A 13,796-nucleotide genomic window follows, 5' to 3' on the forward strand; every position below is an offset into this window, starting at 1 on the left:
CCTTCCAGCTTGTCGTTGGCTGCGGTGCCGGTCAGGGTATCGGCCAGGCTGGTGCCCGCCAGATAGCGCGCACCGGTGGTGGAGTTCACGCCCAGCGAACCTGCCAGCCCATCACCGCCGTACAGCCATTTCAGTGCCGCGACGTCGTACTCGCTGAAGGTGGAGTGCACGCCGCCGGAATGGGTGTAGGACATCAGCGTGTGCGCCGTGTTGTCTACAGTGCTCGGCAGCTTGATCGAGCCTTCAAACGAGTGCTTCAGGCCCAGCATGTGGCCGATTTCGTGCAGCAGCGTCTCGTAACCCTGCGTGCCTGGCGTGAGGTTGGCGTTCATGCCCGCCCACTCCGCGTTGTCCAGATAAACATAGGACGACGCCGTGAACTTGGTCACCACACTGCCGCTGGTGTAGGAATAGCCATAGTGCGAACTGTCCTGACCCGTGGTGTTCGAGCCGCTGATATTCGCATCGGCGAAATGCACCTGCGCCTTGGTCGCATCGGCAGTCTCGACGAAGTTGATGCCGGTCAGCTTGGCCACATAAGCCATCGCCGTGCGGGTATTCACCTGCTGCGACGCGCTGAAGGCGACCGGCTTGCTCAGGATGGCCGAGTTGCCCGATTCCAGATTGGCACTGGTCGAGAAGGTGTAGTAAATCGTGTTGGTGCCGGGAGTGAGGTAATTCCAGTTCGGTAGATTGCCCAGCAGGGAGTCGATGTAATTGAGACCAGAAAGAGTGGTGCTTGTAACTTGCGAGACGGTTGCCATGGCTTGCAATAACTAAGTGAATCGAACACTCAGTATTCCTAGCCCATCCGTTCAGGTCAACTGTAAATTCAATCGTGCGCGGGTCAGTGTGCACTCCTATGGAAATTGTTAATTATTTCCCCAGAAATAGGGTTTGTAACTCTTGCACGGCTTTCCACTGACGGCCGATATAAGTCACAGGGTACGGCGGGATATAATGTCGTCCTTCGGCCGCAGGGCGGCCATGCATCTGATGACATTTTCCCAATGATTACTCTCTACGGCATTCCCAACTGCGACACCGTCAAGAAGGCACGCACCTGGCTGGCGGACCAGCAGCAGGACTTCAACTTCCACGATTTCAAGAAGCAGGGGCTGACGGCCGAGCAGGTGAAGCACTGGCTGAAGTCGGTGGAGTGGGAAACGCTGGTGAACAGGAAGGGCACGACCTGGCGCGCGCTGTCCGATGAGCGCAAGGCGCAGATCGTGGACGCCGACAGCGCCATCGCGCTGATGCTGGAGAATCCGTCCGTGATCAAACGCCCCGTGCTGCAGCGTACGGACGGCAGCCATGTCGGCTTCTCTGACGCGCAATACCGCCAGATCTTCGGCCTGTGAGCATCATGGAATCGCGTACTCTCCTGCTCACTGAAAAACTGATCGGGCGTGAATCCGTCACGCCGGAAGACAAGGGCTGCCAGGACCAGCTGATCTCCCTGCTRCAGCCGCTGGGCTTCAAGTGCGAGACCATCGTATCCGGCGAAGTCACGAATCTGTGGGCGCGCAAGGGCACCGAAAGCCCGGTGCTGGTCTTTGCGGGACACACGGACGTGGTGCCCACCGGCCCGGTGGAGAAATGGTCTTCGCAGCCTTTCCTGCCGGTGGTCCGCGACGGCAAGCTGTATGGACGCGGCGCGGCGGATATGAAGACGTCCATCGCCGCCATGGTCGTTGCCTGCGAAGAGTTCATCGCGCAGAACCCGAACCACAAAGGCTCGATCGCCTTCCTGATCACCAGCGACGAAGAAGGCCCCGCCACTGATGGCACCGTGGTCGTCTGCAATCAGCTGAAGGAACGCGGCGAAACGCTGGACTACTGCATTGTCGGCGAACCAACCTCCTCGCAAACCCTGGGCGACATGATCAAGAACGGCCGCCGTGGCAGCCTGTCCGGCAAGCTGACCATCAAGGGCGTGCAGGGCCATATCGCTTACCCGCAACTGGCAAAGAATCCCATCCATGTCGCCGCGCCAGCGCTGGCCGACCTGGTGGCGGAAGTCTGGGACGAAGGCAATGAATACTATCTGCCGACTTCGTGGCAGATGTCGAATATCCAGGCCGGCACCGGCGCGAACAATGTGATTCCAGGCGAGCTGCATATCGACTTCAACTTCCGCTTCTCCACCGCCAGCACGCACGAGAGCCTGCGCGAGCGCGTGCACGCGATCCTCGACAAGCACGGCCTCGAATACGATCTGGATTGGACTTTGAGCGGCCTGCCCTTCCTGACCCCGCGCGGCACGCTGAGCAAGGCGATCTGCGAAGCGATCAAGGAAGAAACCGGCGTGGACACTGAACTGTCCACCACCGGCGGAACGTCCGACGGCCGCTTCATCGCCCAGATCTGCCCCCAGGTGATAGAATTCGGCCCCCCGAATGCGAGCATCCACAAGATCGACGAACACGTTGAAGTGCGCTTTGTCGATCCGCTGAAGAACATCTACCGCCGCACCCTCGAAAACCTCCTGCGCTGAGAAAAATAATGGACGCTACCATGTACACCACGCCGCGCGATCTGCTGCGCCACGCCGTCACCCGTTTCAACACGGCCAAGCTGTTCTTCGGCCACGGCAGCGCCGAAGCCTTCGATGAAGCGGCCTACCTGATTTTGCACACGCTGAAGCTCCCGCTGGATAAGCTGGAACCCTTCCTCGATGCGCGCCTGCAGCCGGAGGAAGTGCAGCAAGTGCTGTCCGTGATCGAGCGCCGCGCCACCGAGCGCGTGCCGGCTGCCTACATCACCAACGAAGCCTGGCTGGGCACCTATAACTTCTACGTGGACGAGCGCACCATCGTACCGCGCTCCTACATCGCGGAATTGATCCCGAATTACTTCGCGCCGTGGGTGAATGAGCCTGAAGGCGTGTCGAATATTCTGGAACTGTGCACGGGTTCCGGCTGCCTGGCGATCATGATGGCCGATGCTTTCCCTGATGCTGCCGTTGATGCGGTTGACATTTCGTCCGGCGCACTGGAAGTTGCGCAGCGCAATGTGAACACTTATGAGCTGCAGGACCGCGTGTCGCTGATTCAATCGGACCTGTATGCCAACGTCCCGGCAGGTAAGAAGTATGACCTGATCATCACCAATCCGCCTTACGTGAATTCGGGTTCGATGAAGAAGCTGCCGCAGGAGTACCTGCACGAGCCGCAGATCGCCCTCGACGGCGGCACGGATGGCATGGATCTGGTGCGCAAGATTGTTGCTGGTGCCGCCGAGCGCCTGACGGAAGATGGCCTGCTGATCGTTGAAATCGGCAATGAGAAGGAATTCGCGGAAGCGGCTTTTGGCCACCTCGGTCTGACCTGGCTGACCACCAGCCAGGGTGACGATATGGTGTTTCTGCTGACCGCTGACCAATTGAAACTGTAAACCCGAAGCGTAACCCTGGTGGCTGCCACGCCGTGGCAGCCACCTGCTTCACGCTGTTGGTTCTAAATAGACCTATGATTCGATTTACGAACGTAAGCCTGATGCGCGGCCTGAAGCCGCTGCTGGAAGGCGCTGACCTGACCCTGAACCCGGGCGACAAGATCGGCCTGATCGGCGCCAACGGTGCCGGCAAATCCAGCCTGTTCGCCATGCTGCGCGACGAGCTGCATCCGGATCAGGGCAGTATCGACTTCCCTGCCAAATGGCGCATGGCTTACGTCGCGCAGGAAACGCCGCCCCTGCCCCGCGCCGCGCTGGATTACGCCATCGACGGCGACGTGCATCTGCGCGAACTGCAGGCGGAGCTGGTGCGTCTCGAAGCGCTGCCGGAATCGCACGACAACGGTATCGCCATCGCCCACGTCCACACTGCGCTGGCCGATGCCGACGCCTACACCGTGCAGTCGCGCGGCGAACAGCTGCTGCTGGGCCTTGGCTTCACGCTGGAGCAGATGCAGCAGCCGGTGGCTTCTTTCTCCGGTGGCTGGCGTATGCGCCTCAATCTGGCGCAGGCGCTGATGTCGCCGTCCGACCTGCTGCTGCTGGACGAACCGACCAACCACCTGGATCTGGACGCCATCATCTGGCTGGAAGACTGGCTGAAACGCTATCCCGGCACGCTGATCATCATTTCCCACGACCGCGATTTCCTCGACGAGATCGTGAACGTGGTCGTGCATATCGACGACCGCAAGCTGAAACGCTACTCCGGCAACTACTCCGCCTTCGAGCGCCAGCGCGCGGCGCACCTGGTGCTGCAGCAGGCCTCCATCGAAAAGCAGCAGCGCGCCCGTGCCCACCTGCAGTCCTTCATCGACCGCTTCAAGGCCAAGGCTACCAAGGCGCGTCAGGCGCAAAGCCGCATGAAGCAGCTGGCGAAGATGGAAGAACTGGCGCCGCTGCGCGCTGCCGCCGAGTTCTCGTTTGAATTCCGCGATCCCGTCTCGGCGCCGAATCCGCTGCTGGTGATGGAAGACGTCAACGCGGGCTATCACACCGATCAGGGTAACAAGCTGATTGTTCGCGGCATCAACTTCTCGCTGCAGACCGGCCAGCGTATCGGCCTGCTGGGCGTGAACGGCGCGGGCAAGTCCACGCTGATTAAGACCATCGCTGGCGATCTGCAGCCGCTGGAAGGCAAGTCCACCACCGGCAAGGGCCTGATCATCGGCTACTTCGCCCAGCACCAGGTGGAGATGCTGCGTCACGACGAATCGCCCCTGTGGCATTTGCAGAAGCTGGCGCCGACCACGCGCGAGCAGGAGCTGCGCAACTTCCTGGGCAGCTTCAACTTCCCGGGCGATATGGTGACCAGCAAGATCGCGCCATTCTCCGGCGGCGAAAAGGCCCGTCTGGCACTAGCCCTGATCGTATGGCAGCGCCCTAATCTGCTGCTGCTGGACGAACCGACCAACCACCTGGACCTGGAAACACGCGAGGCGCTGACCGATGCGCTGGCCCAGTTCGAGGGCACGCTGGTGGTTGTATCCCACGATCGTCACCTGCTGCGTGCGACCACCGAACAATTCATCATCGTCGAGAACGGACGCTTGCGCGAGTTTGACGGCGACCTGGATGATTACAAGGACTGGCTGCTCCAGACCAAGCTGGCCAAACCGGCGCCAGGCGCGACGCCAGCCGGCGGCAGCGCTGGCAATACAGGCGGCGCGGCAGCGAACAATGCGGTGGGCAGCGCGGCAGGCGTCGCGGACGAGATTGCGCCGATGTCGGCAGCCGAGCGCAAGGAACAGAAACGGCTGGAAGCGGAACAGCGCCAACGCATGTCCGCCCAGCGCAAGCCACTGGAGAATCGCCTCAAGAAGGTCGAGGAGCAGATGTCCAGGCGCAGCGCGCAGAAGGCGGACATTGATACGGCGCTGGCCGATCCCGCCATTTATGAGGCCGAGAACAAGCCGAAGCTCAAGACGCTGCTGGCAGACCAGGTCGACTGCACGAAGGAGCTGGAAGCACTTGAGGGCGAGTGGCTGGAGTTGCAGGAACAGCTGGAAGCATTGGCCGCGTAACGGTACGCACGGCGGATCGATGATCCGCCCTACGCGGCGGGTACTTTCCAGATACTGGCGCTCTTGATCGCCATCAGCTTGTCGATGTCCAGCACGATCAGGCGCCGCTCGCCCAATTCGCCAATCCCCAGCAGATAGTCCACGTCCTTTCCGACGCTCTGGAAGGGATGGATCTGCCATGGCGACAGCGTGACGATGTCGCTCACGCCATCCGTCACCATCCCCATCACGCAAGTCGACAGCTTGAGAATGATCACGTCGGTACGTGGATCATGCTGCGGCAGACGCGGGCCGAACGCAATGCGCATGTCCACGATCGGCATGATGACGCCATGCGCCAGCGCCACGCCCTGTACGATCTCGCCACCGGACGCCACGCGCTCCAGCGATTTCAATGGCCGCAGCTCACGCACGCGGCTATAGTCCAGCGCATATTCCAGGCCGCCCAGGCGAAACGACAGATACTGGCGCAGCTCGGTGTCCACAACCGGCGCGCATTCTGGCTTTGTCCGTCGCATGATGATCCTTTCTTTGCAGCATGTGGCTGTGCCATCGTACCGTTAAGCAACAGCAAGCACGTTGAGCGTCCTCAAGGATTGCCTTCTGGGCTACAATTGCCGAAAACTAAAACTATCAAAGGAGTACCGCATTCAWGTACGAGTGGCTTAGGCGCTTGCTTGTCCGTCCCGCTTCAGGCCCTGCACGGRCATCCGCCGCCCCGCCGCCCGTTACGCCAGCTGCGCCTTCCGCCCCTGCAGTGCCCGCAGCTGCAGCCGCGCCACTGCCGCCCGCCGTTGATGGCGGCCCCGATTTCGAGCAGCGCGACTTCGTCAACACCGCATTCAACAACTGGCTTTTCGTTCAGAGCCAGGCGGATCGTCTTGATCTGAATGAAACGGAAACTAAAGTATTGCAAGCTCTAGGCGCAGCCGCGCAATCCGGCCGCTCCGCTGCGGATATGCTGCGCCGTATGCCCGGTCTGATTCCGCAACTGCTGCAAAGCCTGCGCAGCGAGAACTTCGCCGGTGCTGAAATCGCCCGCAAGATTTCCAGCGATCTGGTGCTGGTGTCGGCCGTAATCCGGCTCGCCAATAGCGCGATCAGGCAGTCGGGCGATATGACGAGCCAGATCGGCAGCGTGGAACACGCGGTCATCGTGATCGGACAGGAAGGCTTGCGCCAACTGATCACAACCGTCGCCTTCCGTCCCATCATCGACCTGAACTCCGGCTACTACACCAAGTCGCTGGCGCCGCGCATCTGGGACCAGTCGGAACGCTCTGCCCTCGCCTGCCGCATGCTGGCCCCGGAATTCAATGCCGATCCCTTCGAAGCCTTCCTGACTGGACTGGTGCAAAACGCCGGCCTGCAAACGGCGCTGCGGCTGATGGACCAGGTGGCGGGCGATAAGCGCTCGCTGGGCAGCACCATGTTCTGCACGCGGCTCATGAGTCTTGGCCGTGACATCTCCGCAGGCATTGCGGAAGAATGGCGCTTCCCGCCCACGCTGGTGCAGGCTATTCGCGAACAGGGTTCAATGAAGCGGGACGTGCATCTGTCCCGAATGGGACGCGTTCTGGCCCTGGGCGATTACCTCGGCAAGATCAAGCTGCTGGCCGAATATGGCGCAATCAGTGAGGGCAAGGGCAACTTGTTCGACCGCTTGCCGCTGGGCGCCATGCCCTGCTACGCGGCGCTGAACGCGATCAGCTAAGGTCTTCCGCGGTCGCGCTCCAGTCCAGTTCCCCGAAGGAGCCGCTGAACAAAGGCGCGCCTGACGGAGCCGTGGCGCGTAATTTGGCCTTCACTTCTTTTGGCGTGTAGTGATAGGCCGGGCCAAGGTCCGGATTGAAGATCATTTTGCGCACAACCATCTCGCCGGTCACATGACGAATGGTGCAGCGTGCGGTGCCGATCACGCTCAGCTTCTGCTGCTTCACTTGCGCGGCCTGGTCCTCGGACTGCTTCTGCTGTACCTGCGCCTCCTTCACCGCCAGCGACAGCTTGCCGACCTGGCGCAGCGAAGGACCAACCTGCACCGCCATCTTCTGGAACAGCGGCAGCTGCTCCGGCGTCAGCGACACTTCCTGCTTGCGCAGCTTGCTGGCCAGCGTCAGGTAATTGCGCACGTCGGGTGCACCGGTAATGGAGTCGATTTCCGCCTGGCGCTTTTCGGCCTGGCCCGCATACTGCGCAGCCTTCTGTTCGCACTCCTGAATCTTCTGGTCGTATTTGTGCGTGTCGGGTACCAGCACGTGCACCAGCATCTCGGCCTGCTTGCGCGGTCCCGCGTTCTCGATCTCGACCTTGCGTGCCGCAACGGCGCAGCCTTCCGCCACGCGGATCAGCACTTCGTCCGCCATGATTTCGCAGTTCGAAGCCACCGTAATGACCACGCGCGTGCCCGTGATGACGCAGTTCTGCGCCTTGTTCAGCACCACTTCGCCGCTCTTGGTCTGAATGGTGGCGCCGGAGGCCACGCCTTTCACGTGGATGCTGCCGTTGGCGCTGACCGCCGTGCCGCCCATCAGGTTGCGGTTCAAGACGATGGTGCCGCCGCGCGAGCTGATATTGCCGAACACGTCGCCGTGCACGGTGATGTTCAGGCCTTCGACCACGCGCTGCTCCTGCACGTCGCCGAATTCCTCGTACTCGCCCTTCAGCTGCAGATTGCCCGTGGTGCGCACGCTGACGCCTTCGCGGCTGACGATCTTGGGACCGATCGATATGCGCTTGCTGGCGCTGTCGACGTTGATGAAGCCCTCAACGGCGGACACCAGATAGTCCTCGCCATCGATATGCTCAACCACCGTGCCAGTTCCCGCCACCATCGTCATTTCCAGATCGCGGGCGACCGGCGGCTCCAGCACGATGCCCGACAGCTCATAGCCGCGCAGCCCCGCCGTGCGCGGCTCCTTCTTCAGCAGGCGCACATTGGCCTTCACTTGCGGGAAGCGGTTCTGGAACGAGATCATATCGAAGCGCCCATTGGCCAGCATGCGCGGCGCGTTGGAGCGGCGAATATCTTCCGAGACTTCGACAATCTGCGCATCGCGGCCCGGCGTCGGCGGCAGCTTGCGCGCCACCACGATGCGCACCGGCTTGCCGCTGGCGATGGCCTCCTTGACCACCGGCGCATCGATGCCGAAGCGGATGCCCTTGACCCACATATCCGCCACAAACTCGCCAAAGTCGAGCTGCGCCTGCTGCTGCGCCTGGCCTTCCACCTCGATGTACACAGGCTCGAAATAGTATTCGGCCTCGCCATTAACGATGCGCACGGCGCGGTAGTAGTCGCGGTGGGATGGTTCGAAAGGCTGGATGTCGTCGGCAAAGCGCAGCAGCGGCTGGCCCTTGATGCCGTCCGGAAGTTCGGGACCGGCATCGTACAGCGCGCGCAGGAACACGCCGTAATCCAGCCCGCTGAAGTAAGCGCTGGACAAAAACACCTGATTCACGGCGGCCTGCAATAGAGGGGCCGGCGCATCGGCTTTGAAATAGACGCCGTCGCCCCGCTTGACGAGTGCGGAAGGCAGCTCGCCGGCGAATTGACCGCTATCTACGGCGTCATCAGACACTTGTCTCCCCCGCTCGCAATCAGGCCCCGCCACCCGAGGCTCCATGCCAGTTCACCATGCCGGTATCGCCGGTGAACAGGGTTTCGCTGTCCACGCGCGGCCCGCGCAGCATGGCCTTGTAATCCTTGGCGGGCAAATCATAGGCCGCCGCCGCCGCATCGCTGAGCGGAATGGTGCGCACCTGGACTTCACCGTCGACCAGTTTTACCGTGCAGGACGAACGCGCAGCCGCATCACGCTTCAGCGCTTCCAGCTCGCCGCGGCGTACGGCCGCCTGTTCCAGCCGTATTTCGGCCGCTTTGATCGCCTGCGTCAGCTGGCCCACCAGCTTGACCTGAGGCGCCACTGCGGCCGCCAATTTCTTCAGCTGTGGTACCTGGGTCGGCGTCAGTTGCAGTTCGCCCTTGCGCAGACGGTCCGCCAGTTCAAGATAGCTGCGCACCTGCGGCTGAGCATTCAGCGCTTCCTGCTCCGCCTTCAGTTTAGCCAGTTCCGCACCCAGACTGGTGTCCTGTTCGGCCAGCACAGCCAGTTCCTTATCGTAGCCGCTGACGTCCTTCACCTGCACGTAGACGAACATTTCGCTGTTCTTGCGTGGCCCCGCGCTTTCGATGACGATCTTGCGGCCGGACACGGCGCAGCCCACAGCCAGCATCATTTCCACTTCGTCGCCGAATATCTCGCAGTTGGAGGCTTCTTCCACCACGATCTTCTTGCCCGAAATGACGCAGCTTTCAGCACGTCCATCGATGTGCACTTCGCCGTCCAGGCACTGAATGGTCGCACCTGAAGCCACGCCCGCAATGCGCACCGTGCCCCTGGCGTTGACGACGCTGCCGCCCACCAGATTGCGGCCCAGGACCACGGCGCCGCCGCTGGATTTGATATTACCGAATACATCGCCATGCACCGTGATGTCGCTGCCATTCACGTCGCGCAGCTCCTGCACGTCGCCGAATTCTTCGAAGGCGCCCATCAATTCCAGGTTGCCGGTGGTGCGGCCGCTGACGCCTTCGCGGCTGACGATCTTGGCGCTGACCGAGATCTGGCCGCTCTTGGTATCGACATTCAGGAAGCCATCCTGGTTCGCCACCAGGAATTCGCCATCCAGCTCGCGCACGATGACCGTCCCGGGACCGGCAAAGAAGCCGAAATTCACGTCCGCCGGCTGATTGGGCTGAATCGGCGCGCCGGACATCTCGCGTCCCAGCTCGCCCGGTGTGCCGGGCAGTTTTTGCAGCAGGCGCTGGCCATTCTTAATTTGCGGGAAGCGATTCTGGAAGCTGGTAAGGTCGACGCGGCCATCGGCCCGTTCGCGCGGCGCGTTGCTGCGATGGAGGTCGCGCGACACTTCCACCACGATCGCGTCGGCCGCCGGCGACGGTTCAAGACGCCGCGCAGCTGTTGTTCGTTCGCCACGCGGAGCGGCCATTGCGGCCCTGACCGAGGCCTCCTGGATGCCAAAACGGATGCCCTTGCCCCACAAATCGGCCACGAATTCGTCAAAATCCAGGCTCACCGGACGCTCCGGCAGCAGGGTCCCGTCCGACAATTCTTCCGCTTCCAGGAACTGCGGCTCGAAGAAATACTCGGCCACATCGTCCACCAGTTTGACGGGACGGTACAGCGCTTTGCGTTGAGGATCGAAGGCCAGCATCTTGTCGGCGACCCGCGCCAGCATCTCCGGATGCGGCGGCAAATCAGGCCCCACGCCAAAGAGCACCTTACAGAATATGGGGTAGTTCAATCCGGCCAGCAGCTGGCCCGAGGCGAACAGACGATCGATGGCGACCAGCAAAGTGGGTGCGGCCAGGCGGGCGTCCAGATAGACGCCATCATCCCGGCTAACGATGCCCTCAAATTGTAGGCCGTCTTGCGACAAAGAAACCTCCAGCTCCGAATCTTGCGCCCATGGCGAAGTGATGTCTTGCGAGCAATCAATATTACACGCAAAACATCAGAAACTGGTTAAATTTCCTTCAACGCGTTTAACGTTTGTGCGGCAGAGCATACACTTCCTGCCCGGCCTCGTTGATCTGGCGGCGCAGGTCGCGGCGTTCGTCGGGCGTCATGCGGCCCATGCGGCGGTTCATTTCGGCGTTGTTACTGTTCTCTTCCATGATACGCCGCTGTTCTTCGGCGCGGGATTCGAACGAACGCGGGTCGCGCGCATCGCCCCAGCGGCTGTCGCGGAAATCGCGGCCGCGGCCTTCTTTTTTGGGCGGAGGATTATTGGGAGGGTCGCCAGCGGCATAAGCAGACGATGCAAGCAGCGAGCAGCAGACGGCGACGGACACGGCTACGACACCTGCCTTGCCTGCCATCGGTTTGCTTGCTTGTTTCATTGCCGTTCCTCGCATCTGCCTTCTGGTATAAGCTTTACTTCTATGACCGCAGTGTATGCGGCTTTCCCTATGACTGTAAGAGACACAGGGTAAAGTTTGTAACAATCTGTAATGCCTACGTGCAGGGGTACTACACGGGGCGTTAAGACGTTACCATAGCGACATAGTTTTTGACAAATGCGATAGCCTTATGACCAATAATTCAACCGACTCTGGCAACACTGCACCGGCCAATCCACATGGCCATGCCAAGATCATGGTGGTCGATGACGACGTGCGCCTGCGTGACCTGCTGCGCCGCTACCTGACCGAACAAGGCTTCAATGTCGTCACCGCCGAAAGCGCCACCGCCATGAACAAGCTGTGGCTGCGCGAACGATACGATCTGCTGGTGCTGGACCTGATGCTGCCTGGCGAGGATGGCCTGTCCATCTGCCGCCGTCTGCGTGGCGCCGGCGATCAGACCCCGATCATCATGCTGACCGCCAAGGGCGAAGACGTGGACCGCATCGTCGGCCTGGAAATGGGCGCGGACGATTACCTGCCCAAGCCATTCAATCCGCGTGAACTGGTGGCCCGCATCGGCGCCGTCCTGCGCCGCAAGCAGCCGGACGAAATTCCGGGTGCGCCATCCGAGACCCCGCAAACCTTCGAGTTCGGCCAGTTCGTGCTGGACCTGGGCACCCGTACGCTGAAGAAGAACGGCGAAACCGTGCCGCTGACCACCGGCGAATTCTCCGTGCTCAAAGTGTTCGCCCGCCATGCACGCCAGCCGCTGTCGCGCGAGAAGCTGATGGAACTGGCGCGCGGCCGCGAATACGAAGTCTTCGACCGCAGCCTGGACGTGCAGATCTCGCGCCTGCGCAAGCTGATCGAACCCGATCCATCCAGCCCGCTGTATATCCAGACGGTGTGGGGCCTGGGCTATGTGTTCATCCCGGAGGGCCAGCCGCGTTGATGCATGCAGCGGCGGATCGATGATCCGCCCTACGACGCGGATCATCGCCCGGATCACATTCGATGACTTCCCGCCTCTCCCGCCTGAACTGGTTCCGCAGCGGTCTGTTCTGGCGTACCTTCCTGTTGCTCAGCGTGTTGACCACGCTGAGTATGTCCGCCTGGGTGGGCATGATTTCGCTCGTCCAGCGCGAGCCGCAGGCGCAGCAGACGGCGGCACAGGTGATCTCGGTGGTCACCATCACGCGTGCCGCCCTGACCCACTCCGCGCCCGATCTGCGGCGCGAACTGCTGTTCGAGCTGGTGTCCAACGAAGGTATCCGTGTGTTCCCGATGGAGGACTCGGACGAAGTCGATCCGCCGCCCGATAATGGCCTCATGCCCGATATCGCCGCCATCGTGCAGGCCAAGCTGGGCGCGGACACGCGCTTCTCCGCGGAAGTGAATGGCGTACCCGGTTTCTGGGTCAGCTTCAAGATCGATTCCGACCGCTACTGGCTGATGCTGGAACGCGAGCGCCTGCAAGGCCCGGTGCAGTGGCTGGGCTGGGCCGGCGTGGTGTCGCTGGTGTCGCTGCTTGGTGCGGCGCTGATTTCCAGCCTGATCAACCTGCCGCTGAAACGCCTGACCGCCGCTGCCAGCGAGATTGCACAAGGCCGCCATCCCGATCCGCTGCCGGAAGAAGGTCCGCAGGAAATCCGCCAGGCCAACCGCAGCTTCAACCAGATGGTCGACGATCTGCAGCAGGTCGAATCCGACCGCGCGGTAATCCTGGCCGGCATCTCGCACGACTTGCGCACCCCGCTGGCGCGCATGCAGCTGGAAGTGGAAATGGCGCACCTGACGACCGAAGCGCGTGAAGGCATGCAGTCCGATATCGCGCAGATGGACGCCATCATCGCCCAGTTCCTCGACTACGCGAAGCCGACCGAGGAATCGAGCTTCATCAACGTGGACATGGGGGAACTGCTGCAGGAAACCGTGCACGAAGCGAGCCGCCTGCAGGATGTGAAAATTAACGCCGACATTTCCGAACGCTGCCACATCCGCGGCAATGCGACAGACCTCAAGCGCGTGATCAACAACCTGATCGAAAACGCCCGCCGCTACGGCAAAACGCCGGGCACCGACGTGGCGGAACTGGACATCAAATGCTCGACCAAGGGCATGCACACTGCCAAGCGCGTCATCCTCGAAGTGCAGGACCATGGCAACGGTGTACCTGAAGAGCAGATCGGCCAGTTGCTGAAGCCTTTCACCCGCCTCGACACTTCACGCAGCCAGGCCAACGGCGCGGGCCTGGGCCTGGCCATTGTCGACCGCGTGCTGCAGCGCCACGGCGCCGAGCTGCATCTGGCGAACCGCGAAGGCGGCGGCCTCCAATTCAGGATTACCCTGCCCGCCAGCGCCTGAAGTGCTAGAGTGGAAGGCGGAGG

The 13,796-nt window shown here is 61.7% G+C and carries 12 protein-coding genes; 7 read left to right on the forward strand and 5 right to left on the reverse strand.

Annotated features, from left to right (window positions below; translation table 11 throughout):
* A partial coding sequence (locus AB4Z11_RS00510; RefSeq protein ID WP_442021828.1) for a matrixin family metalloprotease occupies positions 1–764 on the reverse strand: 764 nt, incomplete at its 3' end.
* A gap of 246 nt (positions 765–1,010) precedes the next feature.
* Here AB4Z11_RS00510 and AB4Z11_RS00515 point away from each other — a divergent pair.
* From AB4Z11_RS00515 to AB4Z11_RS00530, 4 genes are all read left to right on the forward strand, one after another.
* A complete protein-coding gene (locus AB4Z11_RS00515) occupies positions 1,011–1,361 on the forward strand; it encodes an ArsC family reductase (protein WP_442021830.1) in 351 nt (116 codons plus the stop codon).
* 5 nt (positions 1,362–1,366) lie between these two features.
* A complete protein-coding gene (gene dapE / locus AB4Z11_RS00520; RefSeq protein ID WP_442021832.1) occupies positions 1,367–2,497 on the forward strand; it encodes a succinyl-diaminopimelate desuccinylase in 1,131 nt (376 codons plus the stop codon).
* Positions 2,498–2,505: 8 nt separating this feature from the next.
* Positions 2,506–3,396, forward strand: coding sequence for a 50S ribosomal protein L3 N(5)-glutamine methyltransferase (gene prmB, locus AB4Z11_RS00525; protein ID WP_442021834.1), 891 nt, complete (start codon positions 2,506–2,508; stop codon positions 3,394–3,396).
* A 74-nt stretch (positions 3,397–3,470) separates the two neighbouring features.
* Complete coding sequence (locus AB4Z11_RS00530; RefSeq protein WP_442021836.1) at positions 3,471–5,480, forward strand: ATP-binding cassette domain-containing protein; 2,010 nt, start codon at positions 3,471–3,473, stop codon at positions 5,478–5,480.
* Positions 5,481–5,509: 29 nt separating this feature from the next.
* Here the strand turns inward: AB4Z11_RS00530 and AB4Z11_RS00535 are convergent, their stop codons facing one another.
* The gene (locus AB4Z11_RS00535) at positions 5,510–5,998 is read right to left on the reverse strand and encodes a chemotaxis protein CheW (RefSeq protein ID WP_442021838.1); all 489 of its coding nucleotides are present in this window, start codon (positions 5,996–5,998) and stop codon (positions 5,510–5,512) included.
* A gap of 239 nt (positions 5,999–6,237) precedes the next feature.
* On the opposite strand from AB4Z11_RS00535, the gene AB4Z11_RS00540 reads away from it, so the two are divergent.
* Positions 6,238–7,194, forward strand: coding sequence for an HDOD domain-containing protein (locus AB4Z11_RS00540; RefSeq protein WP_442021840.1), 957 nt, complete (start codon positions 6,238–6,240; stop codon positions 7,192–7,194).
* Here the strand turns inward: AB4Z11_RS00540 and AB4Z11_RS00545 are convergent.
* The 3 genes from AB4Z11_RS00545 to AB4Z11_RS00555 all read right to left on the reverse strand — a co-directional run bounded on the left by AB4Z11_RS00545 (position 7,187) and on the right by AB4Z11_RS00555 (position 11,403).
* Positions 7,187–9,058: a flagellar assembly protein A gene (locus AB4Z11_RS00545; protein ID WP_442021842.1), complete on the reverse strand. Its 1,872-nt coding sequence runs from the start codon at positions 9,056–9,058 to the stop codon at positions 7,187–7,189. The genes AB4Z11_RS00540 and AB4Z11_RS00545 overlap by 8 nt on opposite strands.
* Before the next feature lie 19 nt (positions 9,059–9,077).
* Positions 9,078–10,940, reverse strand: coding sequence for a flagellar assembly protein A (locus AB4Z11_RS00550; protein WP_442021844.1), 1,863 nt, complete (start codon positions 10,938–10,940; stop codon positions 9,078–9,080).
* 106 nt (positions 10,941–11,046) lie between these two features.
* Positions 11,047–11,403 (reverse strand): hypothetical protein, encoded by a 357-nt coding sequence (locus AB4Z11_RS00555; RefSeq protein ID WP_442021846.1) that lies wholly within the window; start codon positions 11,401–11,403, stop codon positions 11,047–11,049.
* A gap of 190 nt (positions 11,404–11,593) precedes the next feature.
* Here AB4Z11_RS00555 and ompR point away from each other — a divergent pair, with 190 nt between their 5' ends.
* Positions 11,594–12,361: an osmolarity response regulator transcription factor OmpR gene (gene ompR / locus AB4Z11_RS00560; RefSeq protein WP_442021848.1), complete on the forward strand. Its 768-nt coding sequence runs from the start codon at positions 11,594–11,596 to the stop codon at positions 12,359–12,361.
* A gap of 62 nt (positions 12,362–12,423) precedes the next feature.
* Entirely contained in the window at positions 12,424–13,773 is a 1,350-nt protein-coding gene (locus AB4Z11_RS00565) for an ATP-binding protein (RefSeq protein WP_442021850.1), read from the forward strand.
* Positions 13,774–13,796: the final 23 nt, after the last annotated feature.

Origin of the sequence: Pseudoduganella sp. RAF53_2, assembly GCF_052113985.1 — a bacterium.
GTDB lineage: Bacteria > Pseudomonadota > Gammaproteobacteria > Burkholderiales > Burkholderiaceae_D > Rugamonas.